The sequence below is a fragment of the Pseudomonas sp. 22189 genome (assembly GCF_052045635.1).
In the GTDB taxonomy this organism is placed as follows: Bacteria; Pseudomonadota; Gammaproteobacteria; order Pseudomonadales; family Pseudomonadaceae; genus Aquipseudomonas; species Aquipseudomonas parakoreensis.
Genome location: NZ_JBQEPG010000002.1, coordinates 58,819 through 79,214, shown reverse-complemented (window position 1 = coordinate 79,214; position 20,396 = coordinate 58,819). Strand labels below are relative to the sequence as shown.

Here is a 20,396-nt window from a genome sequence, read left to right as displayed (position 1 = left end):
CATGTACCAACTCTTCATCGAAGGCCTGCAACGCCTCGGCCGCGCGCTGATGCTGCCGATCGCGATCCTGCCGATTGCCGGCCTGCTGCTGCGTCTGGGTGACACCGACCTTTTGAACATCGCGATCATTCACGATGCCGGGCAAGTGATCTTCGCCAACCTGGCGATGATCTTCGCCATCGGCATCGCCGTCGGGTTTGCCAAGGACAACAACGGCACCGCGGGTCTGGCCGGGGTAATCGGTTACCTGGTGATGATCTCCACCCTCAAGGTGCTCGACGCAAGCATCAACATGGGCATGCTCGCCGGGATCGTCAGCGGCCTGATGGCCGGCGCGCTGTACAACCGCTTCAAGGACATCAAACTGCCGGAGTATCTGGCGTTCTTCGGCGGCCGACGGTTTGTACCGATTGTCACCGGGTTCGCGGCGGTCGGTCTGGGCGTAGTGTTCGGCTACATCTGGCCGCCGATCCAGCACGGCATCAATGCCTTCGGCGCACTGATGATGGAAAGCGGCAGCATTGGCGCGTTCGTCTTCGGCGTGTTCAACCGCCTGCTGATCGTCACCGGCCTGCACCACATCCTCAACAACATGGCGTGGTTCGTGTTCGGCAACTTCACCGACCCGACTACCGGCGCACTGGTCACCGGCGACCTGTCACGCTACTTCGCTGGCGATCCAAAGGGCGGCCAGTTCATGACCGGCATGTTCCCGATGATGATCTTCGGCCTGCCTGCTGCGTGCCTGGCGATGTACCGCAATGCGTTGCCGGAGCGGCGCAAGGTCATGGGCGGGATTTTCCTGTCGATGGCGCTGACCTCGTTTTTGACCGGGGTAACCGAACCCATCGAATTCGCCTTTATGTTTCTCGCGCCGCTGCTGTATCTGCTGCATGCGCTGCTGACCGGCCTGTCGATGGCGATCACCAATGCACTGAACATCCACCTCGGTTTCACCTTCTCCGGCGGCTTCATCGACATGGTGTTGGGTTGGGGGCGCTCGACCAATGGCTGGCTGGTGATTCCGGTCGGGCTGGCGTATGCCGTGGTGTATTACGCGGTGTTTGATTTCTGTATTCGTCGCTTCAATTTGAAGACGCCGGGGCGTGAGGATGTGGCAGCGGCGGACAAGGCTGTTCTCACCGAGAATGAGCGCGCCGCGGCTTACATCAAGGCGCTCGGTGGTGCGCAGAATCTGGTGACTGTCGGTGCCTGCACCACCCGTTTGCGTCTGGAAATGGTTGATCGCAACAAGGCTTCCGACGCTGACTTGAAGGCATTGGGCGCGATGGCCGTGGTACGCCCGGGCAAGGGCGGCAGCTTGCAGGTGGTGGTCGGGCCATTGGCCGACAGCATCGCCGACGAAATCCGCCTCGCCATGCCAGCGCTGGGGCGTGCGTTAGTGCCGGCGCCTGCGGTGCAGGTCGAAGCATCGAACGCTGCATGGGTCACGGCGCCAGAAGCCCAACAATGGCTGACTGCGTTAGGCGGTCGCGAGAATGTACTGCAACTGGACTGCATCGCCCTGACCCGCCTTCGTTTGCAACTGGCCGATGGCAAAGCGTTGTCCGAGGCTCAGTTGAAAGAGTTGGGGTGCCAGGGTGTCAGCTCGCTGGACGGTGGGGTCTGGCATCTGTTGATTGGCGAGAAAGCCGCGAGTTTGAGTGGGGCGATTGAGGCGTTGGTTAATCGCAGTGAGGCCCGCGCGAAGGTGTAACCCACAGCGAAACTCAACAGCCTCACTGATAAACGGAAAGCCGCTGGGCTGTGGAGCTCAGCGGCTTTTTTATCGGGTGTTTACTCGACTGTGACGATGAACGTACGTGGTGCAGAGACACCAGCCTGTCCTCTGGCCGTGATCGAATGCATGCTCACTGACAAATCCCTCAAGTGAAAGTGCCAACGGCCTGCAGCGTCGGCGACTACTTGCCCCATCACAGTAGCACCGTCGAGAATCTGGAGTTTATCGCCATCAGACGCCAAGCCACTCGACTGCACAACAGTGGACGAGGTGATACCGCCGTTTGGAATCTCCTCACCTTGGCTGTTTTTCATGGAGGTAATCACCGGCACAGTGTTTTTTTCAGTAGACATAGCAAAATCCTTCTTACCTGTTGTGAATGGAAGTGTCATCAGACAGAAGTTTGCCGAAGCGAACCACTGTCAGAAATTACAGGTAAGCGGCGGTTTCCGATGATTGGTCATCATCAAGGCAAACCTGGGTATTGAATCCAAAAGTCGGTTGCCGACGGCTCGCTCCCACGCGAGCTCTCAACTCCCCAGAAAGGAGATGAGGTCCGCGACGGGACGAGCCGGTTTGCGATGATCATCCGATGAATCAGGTTTGCGGATCGACCCGGTCCAGCGCGCGGTTTACCGCCAGTTCGGCGAGCATGACGATTTGCTGGATCGCCAGTGCGGTGCTGCGTTGCAGGCCGCTGAGTTCGTTGGCGAAGTTGCTGGCCATGGCACTGGCGCAGGCCAACGATTCGTAGGCGTGGGCTAGCAGGGTTTCGGTGTCGATGCTGGGGTTGACCAGGAACATTGTGCTGGGCTGATGCGCCTGAGCGGGTTGCTGGGTGAAGTAGAAATCGACAGCGCGCTTGATGGCTTCACGGTCTTTCGTCAGGTCTTCGACGCGGATGGCGTCGACGGGTGGCGCTGTGGTTTTGTGGGGTGGGTCGGGGATCAGTTTGTCCATCGAACAAGTCCTTTTAAGTGTCATAGCCACTTGCTCCCGATCTCACTCGGAGAAGAGGTGGCAGCCATGTACGGAGTGAGATTACCGGTAAGGACCCCAAATCCGGCCGGACCGAAGTCCGCCCGTACATAGCCGCCATAAGGAATTGCTGACAGCGAAAGCTGGCCGCAATTATGGGGGCACTTGTCTGGGGATCCAAATCGGGTATCTCACCTCCCGGTCGCTGAATTGGCAGCGACAGACGAAGCCTAGAGACCGGACGTCCGAGGGACAACCTGAAAATCTTGTGGGAAGGTTCTGGTAATTCCACACACTCTTAAACACAAAACATCCCGTGTAGGAGCTGCCGAAGGCTGCGATCTTTTGATCTGCCCTTTGATTGTAAAAAACCAAAGTCAAAAGATCGCAGCCTTCGGCAGCTCCTACAGAGGGGAGATGCACCAGATAGAAAATGGTCGGCTGTCAGGCCGCCATCGCTGACAAGCCAGCTCCCATATTTTTAACTTGTGAACACCGCCATGCGGCGAAGCCGCCCCACTCCAGGATGAGCGCAAGCTCGGCTGTCGTTCTTGATCTTGATCCACGGGCGACGTCGGAAGGCTGAGTGGAGGGATTGATCCGGGGGTGAGAGCGCAGCGACCGTTTGGCGAAGCCAAACACAGCGAGAGGAGGTGCAGCGAAGCAAACCGTAGGCGCTGCGCCCGGATCAAACCCGGAGCGAAGGGACCCCGAGCCCCAGCGAGCGGGCCGAACGCAGGAGCAAGCGTTTTTTTGCTTACTTTTTTTAGGCGTTTGTAAAAAAAGTGAGTCGCCGTAAGGGCGAAACCCTAAGCAGCCGTTACCGCAGCAACGGATATGTACCCGATCAGTCAGAACATCATCGCCTGATCCGACGCCTTCGCGAGCAGGCTCGCTCCCACATTGGAACCCCATTGCCCGGAAAATCGCAGGCAACAAAAAACCCGCAGACAATCAGTCATCTGCGGGTTTCTCATTCCAGCGAAAGGAAGATCAGAAATCCTCCAGCCGCCACACCTCATAAGCCGGCGTCTCATAAGGGTGGCTCAACTTGAGAGCAGCCACCACCTCACGAATCAGCTCATCACAAACCACAAGCTCAACCTTCCATTCCTCGACCCGCTCAACCCGCCCCGCCTCGCCAATGAACGGCTGACTGCCGTCCAACGGTCGAAACTGACCAGACCCAAGCACCTGCCAAGCACAGTGGTCATAGTCCCCGATCCGCCCACCACCGGCAGCGAATACAGCGTCCTTGACCACCTCGACATGACTGTCGGGAACAAAAAACGCGAGCTTGTACACAGGCCTCAGTTCACCCAGACGCGCGCGTTACGGAACATGCGCATCCAAGGAGCATCCTCGGTCCAGTCTTCCGAACGCCACGAGTTCTGCACCGCGCGGAACACACGCTCCGGGTGCGGCATCATGATCGTCACACGACCGTCGCGGCTGGTGAGACCGGTGATCCCGCGCGGCGAACCGTTCGGGTTGGCCGGGTAGGCTTCGGTGACCTTGCCGTGGTTGTCGACGAAACGCATCGCCACGCAACCGGACAGATCGGCTTCCAGCAGGGCTTCTTCGCTGGAGAACTCGGCATGGCCTTCACCGTGCGCGATGGCGATCGGCATGCGCGAACCGGCCATGCCCTGCAGGAAGATCGAGTTCGATTCCTGGATCTGCACCATCGCCACGCGCGCTTCGAACTGCTCGGAGCGGTTGCGCACGAAGTGTGGCCAGAATTCGCTGCCCGGGATCAGCTCGTGCAGGTTGGACATCATCTGGCAACCGTTGCACACGCCGAGGGTGAAGCTGTCGTTACGTTCGAAGAAGCCCTGGAATGCATCGCGGGCACGGCTGTTGAACAGTGCCGACTTGGCCCAGCCTTCACCAGCGCCGAGAACGTCGCCGTAGGAGAAACCACCGCAGGCCACCAGACCTTTGAACTCGTTCAGGTCGACACGGCCAGCGAGAATATCGCTCATGTGCACGTCGATCGCGTTGAAACCGGCGCGATCGAACGCGGCGGCCATTTCCACCTGACCGTTGACGCCCTGCTCACGCAGCACGGCAACCTGTGGGCGAATGCCTTTCTTGATGTAAGGCGCGGCGATGTCCTGGTTGACGTCGTAGCTCAGCTTGACGCTCAGGCCCGGGTTGTCTTCTTCCAGCAGCGCGTCGAATTCTTGCTCGGCGCAGTCGGCGTTGTCACGCAGACGCTGGATCTGGTAGCTGGTCTCGGCCCACTGACGTTGCAGCAGACGACGCTGGCCTTCAAACACGGTGTCACCGTTGAAGGTGATGTTGATCTGGCCATTGTTGATCGGCTGACCGATCACGGAAACGCAGTCACCCAGACCGGCAGCGCTGAATTGGGCGAGGATGTCCGGGGTGGCGTCCTGACGAACCTGGATAACGGCACCCAGCTCTTCGTTGAACAGGATTGCGGCGATTTCTGCCGAGTTTTCGGCAACGCTGTCCAGGTTCAGGCTCAGACCGCAGTGGCCGGCGAACGCCATTTCCATCACGGAGGTCAACAGACCACCGTCGGAACGGTCGTGATAAGCCAGCAGGTGACCGTCGGCGTTGAGGCCCTGGATCACCGCGAAGAAGGCTTTCAGGTCTTCGGCGTCGTCGACGTCCGGCGCCTGCTTGCCGAGCTTGCCGTGAACCTGAGCGAGGATCGAGGCACCCATGCGGTTCTGACCGCGACCGAGGTCGATCAGGATCAGGTCGGTGGTGCCCTTGTCCATGCGCAGTTCCGGGGTCAGGGTCTGACGGATGTCAGCCACTGGGGCGAAACCGGTCACGATCAGCGACATCGGCGAGGTCACGGTTTTTTCTTCACCCTTGTCGTTCCAGCGGGTGGCCATGGACATCGAGTCCTTGCCGACCGGGATGGTGATGCCCAGCTCTGGGCACAGTTCCATGCCGACCGCTTTCACGGTGTCGTACAGACGCGCGTCTTCGCCCGGGTGGCCGGCAGCGGACATCCAGTTCGCCGACAGTTTGATGTCGGAGAGCTTGTTGATGCGCGAGGCGGCAATGTTGGTCAGGGTTTCGCCGATGGCCATGCGGCCCGACGCCGGAGCGTCCAGCAGTGCCAGCGGAGTACGCTCGCCCATCGCCATCGCTTCACCGGTGTAGACGTCAAAACTGGTGGCGGTGACGGCAACGTCGGCCACCGGCACCTGCCATGGACCGACCATCTGGTCACGGGCCACGAGGCCGGTGATGGTGCGGTCGCCGATGGTGATCAGGAAGCTTTTGCTCGCCACGGCCGGGTGATGCAGGACGCGCTCGATGGAATCGGCGATGTCGAGGTTCGACGGATCGAAATCATCGCCCAGCTCGGCTTCGCGCACCACCGAACGGTGCATGCGCGGCGCCTTGCCCAGCAACACTTCCAGCGGCATGTCCACCGGGTTGTTGCCGAAGTGGCTGTCGGTCACGGTCAGTTGCGGCTCGGCAGTGGCTTCACCAACAACGGCAAACGGGCAACGCTCGCGTTCGCAGATCGCCTTGAAGCGCTCGAAGTCAGCCGGGCCGACTGCCAGAACGTAACGTTCCTGGGATTCGTTGGACCAGATTTCGTGCGGGGCCATGCCCGGCTCGTCGTTTGGAATGTTGCGCAGTTCGAAACGGCCACCGCGGTCGCCGTCGTTGACCAGTTCCGGGAAGGCGTTGGACAGACCGCCCGCACCCACGTCGTGGATGAAGCTGATCGGGTTCTTGTCGCCCAGCTGCCAGCAACGGTCGATGACTTCCTGGCAGCGACGTTCCATTTCAGGGTTTTCACGCTGTACGGAAGCGAAGTCGAGATCCGCCGAGCTGGTGCCGGTGGCCATCGAGGACGCGGCGCCGCCGCCCAGACCGATGAGCATCGCCGGCCCGCCGAGGACGATCAGCTTGGAGCCGACGACGATCTCGCCTTTCTTGACGTGCTCTTCACGGATGTTGCCCATGCCGCCAGCCAACATGATCGGCTTGTGGTAACCGCGAACTTCGTCACCGTGCGGGGTGCTGATCGACTGTTCGAAGGTACGGAAGTAGCCGGTCAGGGCCGGACGACCGAATTCGTTGTTGAACGCGGCGCCGCCCAGCGGGCCTTCGATCATGATGTCCAGCGCGGTAACGATGCGCTCAGGCTTGCCGTACGGCACTTCCCACGGCTGTTCGAAGCCCGGGATCTGCAGGTTGGACACGGTGAAACCGGTCAGGCCGGCCTTTGGCTTCGCGCCACGGCCGGTGGCACCTTCGTCGCGGATCTCGCCACCGGAACCGGTGGAGGCGCCCGGGAACGGGGCGATCGCGGTCGGGTGGTTGTGGGTCTCGACCTTCATCAGGATGTGCACCGGCTCCTGCACCGCGCCGTACTGGCGGGTTTCCGGATCCGGGAAGAAGCGGCCGGCCACGTTACCGACGATCACCGAGGCGTTGTCCTTATAAGCGGACAGCACGCCTTCGTTGTGCATCTGGTAGGTGTTCTTGATCATGCCGAACAGGCTTTTTTCCTGGCTCTCGCCGTCAATATCCCAACTGGCGTTGAAGATCTTGTGGCGGCAGTGCTCGGAGTTGGCCTGGGCGAACATCATCAGTTCGATGTCGTGCGGGTTGCGCTTGAGACCGTTGAAGGCGTTGACCAGATAGTCGATTTCGTCTTCGGCCAGGGCCAGGCCCAGTTCAGTGTTGGCTTTTTCCAGCGCGGCGCGGCCGCCACCGAGGATGTCGATCGCGGTCAGCGGTTTCGGCTCGGCGTGGCTGAACAGACCCGCGGCCTGTTCCAGATTGCCCAGGACGATCTGGGTCATGCGGTCATGCAGCACGTCGGCAATCTGTTGGGCTTCGGTGTCGCTGAACTGGCCGGCCACGTAGAACGCGATGCCGCGCTCCAGACGCTGAATCTTGCTCAGGCCGCAGTTGCGGGCGATGTCGCTGGCCTTGCTCGACCATGGCGAGATGGTGCCGAAACGCGGCAACACCAGGAACAGACGGCCGGTCGGCTCTTGTACCGGAACGCTTGGGCCGTACTTCAGAAGGCGCGCAAGCACCTGCTGTTCGTCGCCGGTCAGGACGCCGGTGACTTCGGCGAAGTGAGCGAATTCAGCATACAGGCCATTGACAGCTGGAACCTTCTGGCTCAGTTGCTCAAGGAGTTTGCTGTGGCGAAAGGCAGAAAGGGCAGGAGCGCCGCGCAGGATCAACATCTTCGGGACAGCCTCGGGAAGGGGTGTGCTTTGAGGCCGTGCATTCTAGCCTAAACCGCCCTCAACATCACCCGAAACGCTACGCACGGTTGCACTCGGATATCAATCTGTGTTTCTGCCTTTGAAGTCAAATTTCGAGTGTGTGCCGGCCACGCTTATTTTTTCTGTCACAAAATGCCGTTCAGCCCCATTCCTGCGGGGTTTCGTGCGGTTTTGTGATCTCTAGCAGACAAGCCCCTCACTGTCGAGATATGGCGCCCGCAGCCGTTTGCGTATACTGCGCACATGTTTTTCCCAACGGCTTTGCGTCCGCGGTACGCCAAATGGCTGATCGCAACCGGACTCTTCCTGATGCTCGGCGGCTGTGTTGATAAACCCAACACACTCGAGCGCGTAAAGGAGGATGGTGTGCTGCGGGTGATTACCCGTAACAGCCCCGCCACCTACTTTCAGGATCGCAGCGGTGAAACCGGCTTCGAATACGAGCTGGTGAAGCGCTTCGCCGACGATTTGGGGGTCGAACTGAAGATCGAGACCGCCGACAACCTCGACGACCTGTTCAACCAGATCGGCAAGCCGAACGGCCCGGTACTGGCGGCGGCAGGCCTGGTCAGCAGCGAGGAGCGCAAGAAGCAGGTGCGGTTCTCCCACTCCTACCTCGAAGTCACCCCGCAGATCATCTATCGCAACGGCCAGTCGCGGCCGACGGATCCCGGCGATCTGGTCGGCAAGAAGATCATGGTGCTCAAGGGCAGCACCCACGCCGAGCAGCTGGCGGAGCTGAAAAAGAAATTTCCGGGCATCGAATACGAAGAATCCGACGCCGTGGAAGTGGTCGATCTGTTGCGCATGGTCGATGAAGGCCAGATCGACCTGACGCTGGTTGATTCCAACGAAGTGGCAATGAACCAGGTGTACTTCACCAACATCCGCGTGGCCTTCGACCTCGGCGATGCGCGCAGCCAGAGCTGGGCGGTGGCCGCCGGCGAAGACAACAGCCTGCTCAACGAGATCAACGCCTACCTCGACAAGGTGCAGAAAAACGGCACCCTGCAGCGCCTGAAAGACCGTTACTACGGCCACGTCGATGTCCTCGGCTACATGGGCGCCACCACCTTCGCCCAGCACTTGCAGCAGCGCCTGCCCAAATACGAACAGCACTTCAAAACCTACGCCAAGAAAGAGAAAGTCGACTGGCGCCTGCTCGCGGCCATCGGTTATCAGGAATCGCTGTGGCAACCGGCGGTCACTTCGAAAACCGGCGTGCGCGGCTTGATGATGCTGACCCAGAACACCGCTCAGGCGATGGGCGTGTCGAACCGGCTCGATCCCAAGCAAAGCATCATGGGCGGCGCCAAGTACCTGGCCTACATGAAGGATCAGCTCGACGAGTCGATTCAGGAACCGGACCGCACCTGGTTCGCCCTGGCGGCGTACAACGTCGGCAGCGGCCACCTCGATGACGCGCGCAAACTGGCGTCCCGCGAAGGCCTGAACCCGGACAAGTGGCTGGACGTGAAGAAGATGCTGCCGCGCCTGTCGCAGAAACAGTGGTACAGCAAGACCCGCTACGGCTATGCCCGGGGCGGCGAGCCGGTGCATTTCGTGGCGAACATCCGTCGCTACTACGACATTCTGACCTGGGTGACTCAGCCGCAGCTCGAGGGCGATCAGGTGGCCGAGGGTAATCTGCATGTGCCGGGGATCGACAAGTCAAAACCAGCGCAAGAACCTGCCCCGCTCTAAAAGCAAAAGATCGCAGCCTTTGAGCGCAGCTGCCAGAATCAGCGCCTTCATCTCGGACACTGCCGACTTGAAGCCCACGAACAACGCATGCGCCACCAGCGCATGGCCGATGTTCAATTCGTTAATGCCCTTGATCGCCGCCACGGCTTCGACGTTGTGATAATGCAGGCCATGCCCGGCATTGACGATCAGGCCCTGCGCCAGACCAAATGCCACGCCGTCCGCCACACGCTTCAATTCCTCAGCAACTTCGGTCGGGGTCTCGGCATCAGCGTAACGCCCGGTGTGCAGCTCGATCGCCGGTGCTCCTACGCGCTTGGAGGCCGCAATCTGGCGCTCGTCGGCATCGATGAACAGCGACACTTCGCTGCCGATCTTCGACAGGCGCGCGACCGCCGCTTTGATCCGCTCTTCCTGCCCCGCTACATCCAGACCGCCTTCAGTGGTCAGTTCCTGACGGGTCTCCGGGACCAGGCAGATGTGCGCCGGTCGGATGCGCTCGGCGAACGCCATCATTTCTTCGGTGACACCCATTTCGAAGTTCATGCGGGTCTGCAGCACATCCTTGAGCAGCAACACGTCGCGCTCCTGAATGTGCCGACGGTCTTCGCGCAGGTGCACGGTGATGCCGTCGGCGCCCGCCTCTTCCGCGTCCAGCGCAGCCTTGACCGGATCCGGGTAGCGCGTGCCACGGGCCTGACGCAGGGTGGCGACGTGGTCGATGTTCACGCCAAGAAGAATGCGATTGCTGGTGGTCACGGATGCGCTCCTGAAGGGAAAGATTCGGCGCACAGCATATCAGGGCTTGCGAAAGAGCTCGCGACTGACGAGGGGCCGACCGCCCAAGTGCACGGCCAATGCCTGACGCATCAGACGTTTGGCCGCCGACAGTGCACCGGGCGCGGTCCAGTCGGCTTCGGCCATGGCCAGCAGTTCGGTGCCGTTGAACAGACCCGGCTGCAACAGGAAGACGCGTTCCAGCCCGGCATCCACTTGCAGGCGATAGAGGCCGTCCGCGGCCACTGGCTCGCCGTGGATGTCAGTGCTCATCGAGAAGCCGTAACCGAGGTCGTCCAGCAGGCGCCATTCGAAGGAGCGCAACAACGGCTCCAGCGGGCGGCCTTCGGCCAGGGCCAGCAGGGTTGCAGCGTAGTGATCGAACACCGCCGGGTGCGGATCTTCGGCGGGCAGCAGGCGGATCAGCAGCTCATTGAGATAGAGGCCGCTGAACAGCGCGTCACCGACCATCCAGGTCGCGTTGCCGGCGCTTTCCATGCGCCCGACATTCTTCAGCTCACCCTTGCCACGAAACTCGACTTCCAGCGGCACGAACGGTCGCGCCAATGTCCCGGCCTTGCCCCGCGCACTGCGCAACACCGCCCGCAGCCGACCTTGCGGCGTGAGGAAATCGACCAGCGCGCTGGATTCGCGGTAGGCGCGCGAATGCAGGACGTAGGCGAGTTGGGCAGGAGGTGGGGTTTGCGACATGGAGTTCTCGATGAAGAAACGCAGTTTTTACACACCACCCAAAAACCAAATGTGGGAGCGAGCCTGCTCGCGAAAGCGGAGTGACAGTCAACATCAATGCTGAATGTTACATCCCTTCGCGAGCAGGCTCGCTCCCACAGTGGGTATCGGTGTTCTCTGGAACGGTAATTACAGGTCGCCGTAACCCAGCGAACGCAGAGCACGCTCGTCGTCGGACCAGCCGCCCTTCACCTTGACCCACAGGTTGAGCATGATCTTGGCGTCGAACAGCAGCTCCATGTCCTTGCGCGCCTCGGTGCCGATGCGCTTGATGCGCTCGCCCTTGTCGCCAATGATGATTTTCTTCTGGCCGTCACGCTCGACGAGGATCAGCGCGTGGATGTGCAGGGTCTTGCCCTGCTGCTTGAACTCTTCGATCTCGACGGTGATCTGGTACGGCAGCTCGGCGCCCATCTGGCGCATGATTTTCTCGCGCACCAGTTCGGCAGCAAGGAAACGGCTGCTGCGGTCGGTGATCTGGTCTTCCGGGAAGAAATGATCGTTCTCCGGCAAGTGATCGGCGATGACCTTTTCCAGCGCGTCGAGGTTGTGCCCTTGCTGCGCGGAAATCGGGATGATCTGTGCGTTTGGCAGCTGTTCCTGCAACCACGACAGGTGCGGCATCAGCTCGGCCTTGTCTTCGATGCGGTCGGTCTTGTTCAGCGCGACGATCAGCGGGCCGGTCACGTACTGCACGCGCTCCAGCACCATCTGGTCTTCTTCGGTCCACTTGGTGCGATCGACCACGAAGATCACCACGTCGACGTCTTTCAACGCTGCCGAAGCAGTTTTGTTCATGTAGCGGTTCAGAGCCTTTTCGCCACCTTTGTGCATGCCGGGGGTGTCGACGTAGATCGCCTGCACGTCACCTTCGGTCTTGATCCCGAGCATGTTGTGACGGGTGGTCTGCGGCTTGCGCGAGGTGATCGCGAGCTTCTGGCCGAGGATGTGGTTGAGCAACGTCGACTTGCCGACGTTGGGGCGGCCGACGATGGCAACGTAGCCACAGCGAGTTGCGTTTGTATCAGTCATTGCCATTCTCCACGCCCAGGGCAATCAGTGCTGCGGCGGCCGCTACCTGTTCGGCAATACGACGGCTCACACCCTGACCTCGGCTTTTTTCATTCAATAAGACCACTTCGCACTCGACGAAGAAGGTACGGCAGTGCGGCTCACCCTGGATGTCCACCACTTCATAGCGTGGCAGTTCACAACCGCGCGATTGCAGGTGTTCCTGCAGACGGGTCTTGGGATCCTTGTTGGTGTCGACCAGTGTCAGGCCTTCGAACTCACCGGCCAGCCAGGCCAGCACGCGCTCGCGAGCGACGTCCATGCCGGCATCCAGGTAGATCGCACCGATCAGCGCTTCGAGGGCGTCGGCCAGAATCGATTCGCGACGGAAACCACCGCTTTTCAGTTCGCCCGAACCCAGACGCAGGTAGTCGCCCAGATCGAAACCACGGGCCAGCACGGCCAGTGTCTCACCCTTCACCAGGCGTGCGCGCAAACGCGACAACTGGCCTTCGCGAGCCAGCGGGAAGCGATCGAACAGCGCCTCGCCGGCGACGAAGTTGAGGATGGCATCACCAAGGAATTCCAGGCGTTCGTTGTTACGCCCGGCAAAGCTGCGGTGCGTGAGGGCCAGCAGCATCAGCTCCTGATCCTTGAAGGTGTAACCGAGCTGGCGCTCGAGACGGCTTAGAGAAACGCTCACGGTTTACCCACGCTGAGTTCGTGGCTGGATTCCACTGCCATCGCCGGGGTACGGCGCAGGCCTGGGACAAATAACGCTGTGTTCAAAAATGACGTCCTGAATATCGTGGCTTCATGCCCTGGTGCCGATTTGTGTCGACGCCAGAAATGCATTCGGCGCTGTGGTCAACAGCGCCGTGATTGATTACTTGATCAGGCCAACCCGCGAGAAATTCGGCAGGTGGCTGAGTTTCGGTTCCGGCCAGCTCATCCAGACAGCGAAGGCTTTGCCGACGATATTCTGGTCGGGAACCATGCCCAGCAGATCCTTGGGAATGTTCGGATCATCCCAGTAGCGACTGTCGTTGGAGTTGTCGCGGTTGTCGCCCATCATGAAGTAGTGCCCGGCCGGTACGGTCCAGGTATGGTCCGGCGTCGCGCGGTAGCGGCTCATTTCCTTGCGGATCAGGTGCTCGGCGGCGCCGAGTTTTTCCTTGTAGAGTTCCGCGCTGCCCAGCGTGCCCGGCTCGGAGCCGACCAGTTGCTCGGCAATCGACTCGCCATTGACGAACAGACGCTTGTCGGCGGTGTAACGCACCGTGTCGCCCGGCACGCCGACTACACGTTTGATGTAGTTGACGTTCGGGTCGCTCGGGTAGCGGAACACCATCACATCGCCACGCTGTGGATCACCGACTTCGATGATTTTCTTGTCGATCACCGGCAGACGGATCCCGTAAGAAAACTTGTTCACCAGAATGAAGTCGCCGACATCCAGCGTCGGTTTCATCGAGCCGGACGGAATCTGGAACGGTTCTACCAGGAACGAACGCAGCACCAGCACGATGAACAGCACCGGAAAGAACGACTTGCCGTATTCGACCAGCAACGGCTCTTTGTTCAGCTTCTCGACCACCACGGGCTCGGGCTGGCTGACACTGCCTTGATAAGAGGCAATCGCAGCACGCCGGCGCGGCGCCAGGAACAGCAGATCGAGCAACGCCAACAGGCCGCAGACGAACACGGCGATGACCAGCAACAGCGGGAAATTTAGTGACATAGGACCTGACTATTCCAACCTGAGCACGGCGAGGAAGGCTTCTTGTGGAATTTCCACGTTGCCGACCTGCTTCATGCGTTTCTTACCGGCCTTTTGCTTTTCAAGCAGCTTTTTCTTACGGCTTACGTCACCGCCGTAGCATTTGGCCAATACGTTCTTTCTGAGTGCCTTGACGGTTGTCCGGGCAACGATCTGACCGCCAATGGCCGCCTGGATCGCCACGTCGAACATCTGACGAGGAATCAGTTCTTTCATCTTCTCGGTCAACTGGCGACCTTTGAAGTGCGAATTGTCACGGTGCACGATCAACGCCAGGGCGTCGACCTTGTCACCGTTGATCAGCACGTCCAGTTTCACCAGATTAGCCGATTGGTAACGATCGAAATGGTAATCCAGCGAAGCATAGCCGCGGCTGGTGGATTTGAGACGGTCGAAGAAGTCCAGGACCACTTCGTTCATCGGCAGGTCGTAGGTCACTTGTACCTGATTGCCGAGGAACAGCATGTCGACCTGTACGCCGCGTTTCTCGATGCACAGGGTGATGACGTTGCCCAGGTGTTCCTGCGGAACCAGGATATTGGCTCGCACGATCGGCTCGCGCATGTCTTCAATGGCCGACACATCCGGAAGCTTGGACGGGTTGTCGACGTAAATCGTTTCACCGGTTTTCAGCACCAGCTCGAAAATTACCGTTGGCGCGGTGGTGATCAGGTCCAGGTCGTATTCGCGCTCGAGGCGCTCCTGGATGATCTCCATGTGCAGCATGCCGAGGAACCCGCAACGGAAGCCGAAGCCCAGGGCATCGGAGCTTTCCGGGGTGTACTGCAGCGAGGAGTCGTTCAGGGTCAGTTTCTGCAGCGCTTCGCGGAAGTCCTCGAAGTCGTCGGAACTGACCGGGAACAGACCGGCGTAAACCTGTGGCTGGATGCGTTTGAAGCCGGGCAACACTTCAACGTCCGGGGTCGAGCTCAGGGTCAGGGTGTCACCGACCGGTGCACCGTGAATGTCCTTGATGCTGGCGATGATGAAGCCCACTTCGCCGGCCTTGAGGTCAGCAGTGGCAGTGTGTTTCGGGTTGAACACACCGACGCTGTCCACCAGGTGGATCTTGCCGGTGGATTTCACCAAGATCTTGTCGCCCTTCTTCACGCGGCCATGACGCACGCGCACCAGGGAAACAACGCCCAGGTAGTTGTCGAACCAGGAGTCGATGATCAACGCTTGCAGCGGATCTTCGATGTTGCCGGTCGGCGCAGGAATGGTCGCGACCAGACGCTCGAGCACTTCGTCGACACCCAGGCCGGTCTTGGCACTGCAGGTGACGGCGTCGGTGGCGTCGATGCCGATGATCTTCTCGATCTCGTCCTTGACGCGGTCCGGCTCGGCCTGTGGCAGGTCGATCTTGTTCAGCACCGGCATGACCTCGAGGCCTTGCTCGATGGCGGTGTAGCAGTTGGCCACGGACTGGGCTTCAACACCCTGACCGGCATCGACCACCAGCAATGCGCCTTCACACGCGGCCAGGGAACGGCTGACTTCGTAGGTGAAGTCGACGTGACCCGGGGTGTCAATGAAGTTCAGCTGGTAGGTGACGCCGTCTTTGGCTTTGTAATAGAGAGTAACGCTGTGGGCCTTGATGGTGATCCCGCGTTCGCGCTCCAGATCCATGGAATCCAATACCTGGGCTTCCATCTCACGCTCGGCCAGGCCACCGCACATCTGGATGAAACGGTCAGCCAGCGTCGACTTGCCATGGTCAATGTGGGCGATGATGGAGAAATTGCGGATATGACTCAAATCACTCACGGATCAACACTCAAAAAGGCTGCAGGCTTGGCCCGCCGAAAAATAGCCGGGAATTGTACCTGATACACGGCGCAAGCGTCACGTTCGCCTGTCACCCGGATTGCATACGAAAACGCCCCGATCTGTCGACCGAGGCGTTTTCGCGGCTAAAGCATTGGCAACAACGTGGCCATCAACCGGCGCGTCGCAGCAACCAGACACCCGCCAGCGCACAGACCGTGGCCGGCACCAGCACCGCGAACAGCGGCGAGAAGCCAAACACCAGGCTCGACGGGCCGAGCAGATCCTGGACGATGCGGAAGGTGAAGCCCACCAGCACGCCGGTGAACACTCGCTGACCGAGGGTTACCGAGCGCAATGGGCCGAAGATGAAGGAGATCGCCATCAGCACCAGCGCAGCGGTGACCAGCGGCTGCAACACCTTGACCCAAAATGCCAGCCAGTAACGACCGTTGCTCAGGCCTTGATCCGCCAGATAGTGGATGTAGCCCCACAGTCCGGAAATCGACAGCGACTCAGGCGCCATCACCACCGTGTTGAGCAATTGCGGGCTCAGCGATACATCCCACTCCTCGCTCGGCGCGTTCACCACTTCAGTGTTGCGCTCATGGAACACCGTAGTAGTCACGTCAGTGAGCAGCCAGCGCTTGCCGTCGAACTCCGCACGCTTGGCGAAGCTGGAACTGAGCAGGTGGCGCTCTTTGTCGAAGTGATAGCGGGTCACGCCATACAGCAGGCCGTCGGGTTGCACGGCGTTGATATGGATGAACTCCTCGCCCTGACGGTGCCACATACCGTGTTTGGCGCTCTGCGCATCGCCGCTGCCTTGCGCCAGCGAGCGATTGGCCTGGGCCATGCTTTCGGTGGCCGGGGCCACGTATTCACCGATCAGCACGCCGGCCAGCATCAGCACCAGCATGGGCTTCATGACCGCCCAGACAATGCGCCCGATGGACACACCCGCGGCACGCATCACCGTCAGCTCGCTGCTGCTGGCCAGACTGCCGAGGCCGATCAGACAGCCGATCAGCGCGGCCATCGGCAGCATTTCATACAGGCGACGCGGCGCGGTGAGCATGACGAAGCTCAGCACGTCGGCCAGGGTGTAGGTATCGCTGACGTCGCTCATCTCATCGATGAAGGCAAACAGGGTCGCCAGACCCAGAATGATCGCCAGCACGGCGATGATCGCCACGAATACACTGCTGCCGATGTAGCGGTCGAGTTTAACCACGGGCCACCTCCAGCGCAGCGCTGCGACGGCTGGCCAGCTTCAGGCGCAACGGCTCCCAGTACAGCAGGCCGAGACCGATGACCAGGAAGATCCCGTGCACCCACCACAAGCCGAGCACCGCTGGAATCTTGCCTTTTTCGAGGGCGCCGCGGGCGGCAATCAGGATGGTCAGGTAAGCCATATAAAGAAGAATCGCCGGCAGCAGCTTCAGGAAACGGCCCTGACGCGGATTGACCCGCGACAGCGGCACCGCCATCAGGGTCACGATGAATACCAGCAACGGCAGTGAAATCCGCCATTGCAATTCAGCCTTGGAACGCTCGTCATCGGCGCTCAGCAGGGTCGAAGTCGGGATCGCATCACGGTCGGTGACTTCGTCGCTGGCATCGGGCTTGGGCAGCAATACGCCGTAGGTGTCGTATTTGATCGCGCGGTAATCGGCCTGACCCGGACTGCCGTCGTAGCGGTAACCGTTGTGGAGGATCAGATAGCGGTTGCCGTCCGGGTGAATCTCCTGACGGCCCTTCTCGGCCACCAGCACGGAAATCCCCCGATCTTTCTGATCGGAGCCGAGGTTCTTCTGCGAGATGAACACGCCACCAAGGTTGACGCGATCGTCGGTCAGGCTTTCGGTGTAGGTCACCCGAGTACCGTCACGCAATGCCTGGAAACGGCCGGGTTCGAGGGTATCGAACTCGGTCAGGGCATCCTGCTTGTTCAGCAGCAGCTGAAACTGATTGGCGCCCTGCGGGGCCAGGCTCAGACTCAGCCACGCGACGGCCAGCGCCACCAGGGTTGCCGGGAACAGGGTCATGCGCAGCAGACGCTGCTGACTCATGCCGGTGGCCGAGAGCACGGTCATTTCGCTTTCGAGATACAGCCGGCCGTAAGCCAGCAGGATCCCGAGAAACAGGCCCAACGGCAGGATCAGCTGCATGAAACCCGGCAGGCGGTAACCCATGATCAGGAACAGCGATCCCGGATCGAGTTGGCCCGCAGCGGCCTGGGCAAGGTATTTGATGAAGCGACCGCTCATGATGATGACCAGCAGCACGGCGCTGACGGCGCTCAGGGTCAACATCACTTCACGGGACAGATAACGGAAGACGATCAAACCAGACACTCCAGGGTTGTCAGGCTAAGGCGGCCAAACAAGCAAACGTTTCGAGCGACCCGCAAGGCAGAGCCGTCGAAAAAAGATGCGGCATTATCCTGTGATTGAGGGCGCCTGTCACTGCGCACACTCACCCAAGCGTAGATTCCGTTGAAGATCGCACAACCGAGGGTTGTCAGGCGCGGTGAGCGAGGTTCAAACTGCCGCCTTCGTCGCAGGCACAGACCTGCGCCTCTTCTATCTATAAGCAGGCGACTGCGGACACCGTCGAACGCCTGCGTGTTGACCATTCATTCAGGGATCCGGACATGGAACTGGTTGTAAAAAGCGTTAGCCCAGAAACGTTGAAAACCGCCACCCTGGTGGTTGCCGTCGGCGAAGGCCGCAAACTCGGCGTCGCCGCCAGACAGGTCGACGAGCTGAGCGGTGGCGCGATCAGCGCCGTGCTCAAGCGTGGCGATCTGGCCGGCAAGGTCGGTCAAAGCCTGCTGCTGCACAGCCTGCCGAACCTCAAGGCCGAGCGCGTGCTGCTGGTCGGCGTGGGCAAGGATGAAGAACTGGGCGACCGTCCGTTCCGTAAAATCGTGGCTGGCATCCTCAACACCCTGAAAGGTCTGGGTGGCAGCGATGCCGTGCTGGCCCTGGATGAAATCATCGTCAAGAACCGCGACAGCTACGGCAAGACCCGTCTGCTGGCGGAAACCCTGGTGGACGGCGAATACACCTTCGACCAGTTCAAGAGCCAGAAAGCCGAACCGCGCGCCCTGAAGAAAATCACCCTGCTGACCATCAAGGCTGCGCAGGCCGAAGTGCAGCGCGCCGTGAACCATGCCACCGCGATCGCCAACGGCATGGCCTTCACCCGTAATCTGGGCAACCTGCCGCCGAACATCTGCCACCCGACCTTCCTCGGCGAGCAAGCGAAGAATCTCGGCAAAGAGTTCAAGGATCTGAAAGTCGAAGTGCTCGACGAGAAGAAGATCAAGTCCCTGGGCATGGGTTCTTTCTACGCCGTCGGTCAGGGCAGCGCCCAGCCACCGCGCCTGATCGTCATGCAATACAACGGTGGCAAGAAGTCCGAGAAGCCTTACGCGCTGGTCGGTAAAGGCATCACCTTCGACACCGGCGGCATCAGCCTCAAGCCTGGCGCCGGCATGGACGAAATGAAGTACGACATGGGCGGCGCGGCCTCCGTGTTCGGTACCCTGCGTGCCGTCCTTGAGCTGAAGCTGCCGATCAATCTGGTGTGCATCCTCGCCTGTGCGGAAAACATGCCGAGCGGCACTGCGTCGCGTCCGGGCGACATCGTCACCACCATGAGCGGCCAGACCGTGGAAATCCTCAACACCGACGCCGAAGGCCGCTTGGTGCTGTGCGACGCGCTGACCTACTCCGAGCGCTTCAAGCCGCAAGCGGTGATCGACATCGCCACCCTGACCGGTGCCTGCGTGGTTGCCCTGGGCGCCCACACCTCGGGCCTGCTGGGCAACAACGACGAACTGATCGAGCAACTGCTCAGCGCCGGCAAAGCCGCTGACGACCGTGCCTGGCAACTGCCGCTGTTCGACGAATACCAGGAGCAGCTCGATAGCCCGTTCGCCGACATCGCCAACATTGGCGGGCCTAAGGCCGGCACCATCACCGCCGCGTGCTTCCTGTCGCGCTTCACCAAGAACCTCAACTGGGCGCACCTGGACATCGCCGGCACCGCGTGGACCAGCGGTGGCAAGGACAAGGGCGCCACTGGCCGTCCGGTTCCGCTGCTGACCCAATACCTGCTGGACCGCGCCAAAGCCTGAAACCGATGAACCTGGGCGGCGTCACTCTACGGTGACGCCGTTCCAGGCTCAGGAACCGCAATGACCAAAGTCGACTTCTATATCCTGCCCAGCGCCGATCCTTCGGCTCGCCTGGACTTTGCCTGCAAGCTCACCGAAAAAGCCTGGCGCATGGGCCACCGCATCTACCTGCATTGCAGCGATGCTGCTCAGCGTGATGATCTCGATGCGCGCCTGTGGGCATTCAAGGGCGAAACCTTCGTCCCTCATGGCCCTGCCGAGAGCGAACCGGACGGTTTGATTGTGCTGGGAGTGGGCGCGGACTGCGGCGCGCATCAGGATCTGCTGGTCAATCTCGACCTGAAAGTCCCGGCCTTTGCCAGCCAATTCGCCCGCGTGGCGGAAGTGGTGGTGGAAGATCCGACGATTCGCGCGGCGGCACGGGAGAGTTTCCGTTTCTACCGCGAACAGGGCTATCCTCTGCAAGATCACCGTTTACAGCGACTCTGAGTA

At 60.5% G+C, this 20,396-nt stretch carries 16 protein-coding genes; 4 read left to right on the top strand and 12 right to left on the bottom strand.

Annotated elements, in window-relative coordinates; translation table 11 throughout:
* The first annotated feature begins 1 nt into the window (after position 1).
* Positions 2 to 1,717, top strand: a complete 1,716-nt coding sequence (gene nagE, locus ACTJKS_RS02065) for an N-acetylglucosamine-specific PTS transporter subunit IIBC (protein WP_108181774.1) — start codon at positions 2 to 4, stop codon at positions 1,715 to 1,717.
* A gap of 80 nt (positions 1,718 to 1,797) precedes the next feature.
* Here the strand turns inward: nagE and ACTJKS_RS02060 are convergent, their stop codons facing one another.
* The 4 genes from ACTJKS_RS02060 to purL form a co-directional block, all read right to left on the bottom strand.
* Complete coding sequence (locus ACTJKS_RS02060; protein WP_108181773.1) at positions 1,798 to 2,094, bottom strand: hypothetical protein; 297 nt, start codon at positions 2,092 to 2,094, stop codon at positions 1,798 to 1,800.
* Between the two features lie 244 nt (positions 2,095 to 2,338).
* Positions 2,339 to 2,701, bottom strand: a complete 363-nt coding sequence (locus tag ACTJKS_RS02055; RefSeq protein ID WP_108181772.1) for a DUF6124 family protein — start codon at positions 2,699 to 2,701, stop codon at positions 2,339 to 2,341.
* A gap of 1,011 nt (positions 2,702 to 3,712) precedes the next feature.
* Positions 3,713 to 4,024: a Nif3-like dinuclear metal center hexameric protein gene (locus ACTJKS_RS02050; RefSeq protein ID WP_108181771.1), complete on the bottom strand. Its 312-nt coding sequence runs from the start codon at positions 4,022 to 4,024 to the stop codon at positions 3,713 to 3,715.
* Between the two features lie 5 nt (positions 4,025 to 4,029).
* Positions 4,030 to 7,926, bottom strand: coding sequence for a phosphoribosylformylglycinamidine synthase (purL, locus tag ACTJKS_RS02045; protein WP_198758459.1), 3,897 nt, complete (start codon positions 7,924 to 7,926; stop codon positions 4,030 to 4,032).
* A gap of 285 nt (positions 7,927 to 8,211) precedes the next feature.
* Between purL and mltF the strand changes: the two genes are divergently transcribed.
* Positions 8,212 to 9,672, top strand: a complete 1,461-nt coding sequence (gene mltF / locus ACTJKS_RS02040) for a membrane-bound lytic murein transglycosylase MltF (protein WP_198758458.1) — start codon at positions 8,212 to 8,214, stop codon at positions 9,670 to 9,672.
* Here the strand turns inward: mltF and pdxJ are convergent.
* The 8 genes from pdxJ to lptF all read right to left on the bottom strand — a co-directional run bounded on the left by pdxJ (position 9,640) and on the right by lptF (position 18,105).
* A complete protein-coding gene (gene pdxJ, locus ACTJKS_RS02035) occupies positions 9,640 to 10,431 on the bottom strand; it encodes a pyridoxine 5'-phosphate synthase (RefSeq protein ID WP_440828794.1) in 792 nt (263 codons plus the stop codon). The two genes, mltF and pdxJ, sit on opposite strands and share 33 nt — an antisense overlap.
* Positions 10,432 to 10,470: 39 nt before the next feature.
* Positions 10,471 to 11,160 carry a DNA repair protein RecO gene (gene recO / locus ACTJKS_RS02030; protein WP_108181768.1) on the bottom strand — a complete coding sequence of 230 codons (690 nt, stop codon included), beginning with the start codon at positions 11,158 to 11,160 and terminating at the stop codon, positions 10,471 to 10,473.
* A gap of 168 nt (positions 11,161 to 11,328) precedes the next feature.
* The gene (era, locus tag ACTJKS_RS02025) at positions 11,329 to 12,231 is read right to left on the bottom strand and encodes a GTPase Era (protein WP_041064729.1); all 903 of its coding nucleotides are present in this window, start codon (positions 12,229 to 12,231) and stop codon (positions 11,329 to 11,331) included.
* Positions 12,224 to 12,913, bottom strand: coding sequence for a ribonuclease III (gene rnc, locus ACTJKS_RS02020; protein ID WP_024011703.1), 690 nt, complete (start codon positions 12,911 to 12,913; stop codon positions 12,224 to 12,226). Before rnc ends, era begins: the two co-directional genes overlap by 8 nt.
* Positions 12,914 to 13,096: 183 nt before the next feature.
* Positions 13,097 to 13,951, bottom strand: a complete 855-nt coding sequence (gene lepB, locus ACTJKS_RS02015) for a signal peptidase I (RefSeq protein ID WP_041064734.1) — start codon at positions 13,949 to 13,951, stop codon at positions 13,097 to 13,099.
* 9 nt (positions 13,952 to 13,960) lie between these two features.
* The gene (gene lepA, locus ACTJKS_RS02010; protein WP_041064736.1) at positions 13,961 to 15,757 is read right to left on the bottom strand and encodes a translation elongation factor 4; all 1,797 of its coding nucleotides are present in this window, start codon (positions 15,755 to 15,757) and stop codon (positions 13,961 to 13,963) included.
* 172 nt (positions 15,758 to 15,929) lie between these two features.
* The gene (gene lptG, locus ACTJKS_RS02005) at positions 15,930 to 16,991 is read right to left on the bottom strand and encodes an LPS export ABC transporter permease LptG (protein WP_198758455.1); all 1,062 of its coding nucleotides are present in this window, start codon (positions 16,989 to 16,991) and stop codon (positions 15,930 to 15,932) included.
* Positions 16,984 to 18,105 carry an LPS export ABC transporter permease LptF gene (gene lptF, locus ACTJKS_RS02000; protein ID WP_108181766.1) on the bottom strand — a complete coding sequence of 374 codons (1,122 nt, stop codon included), beginning with the start codon at positions 18,103 to 18,105 and terminating at the stop codon, positions 16,984 to 16,986. Before lptF ends, lptG begins: the two co-directional genes overlap by 8 nt.
* A 308-nt stretch (positions 18,106 to 18,413) precedes the next feature.
* Here lptF and ACTJKS_RS01995 point away from each other — a divergent pair, with 308 nt between their 5' ends.
* A complete protein-coding gene (locus tag ACTJKS_RS01995) occupies positions 18,414 to 19,904 on the top strand; it encodes a leucyl aminopeptidase (protein WP_047292705.1) in 1,491 nt (496 codons plus the stop codon).
* 60 nt (positions 19,905 to 19,964) lie between these two features.
* Positions 19,965 to 20,393, top strand: a complete 429-nt coding sequence (locus tag ACTJKS_RS01990; protein ID WP_145597539.1) for a DNA polymerase III subunit chi — start codon at positions 19,965 to 19,967, stop codon at positions 20,391 to 20,393.
* Positions 20,394 to 20,396: the final 3 nt, after the last annotated feature.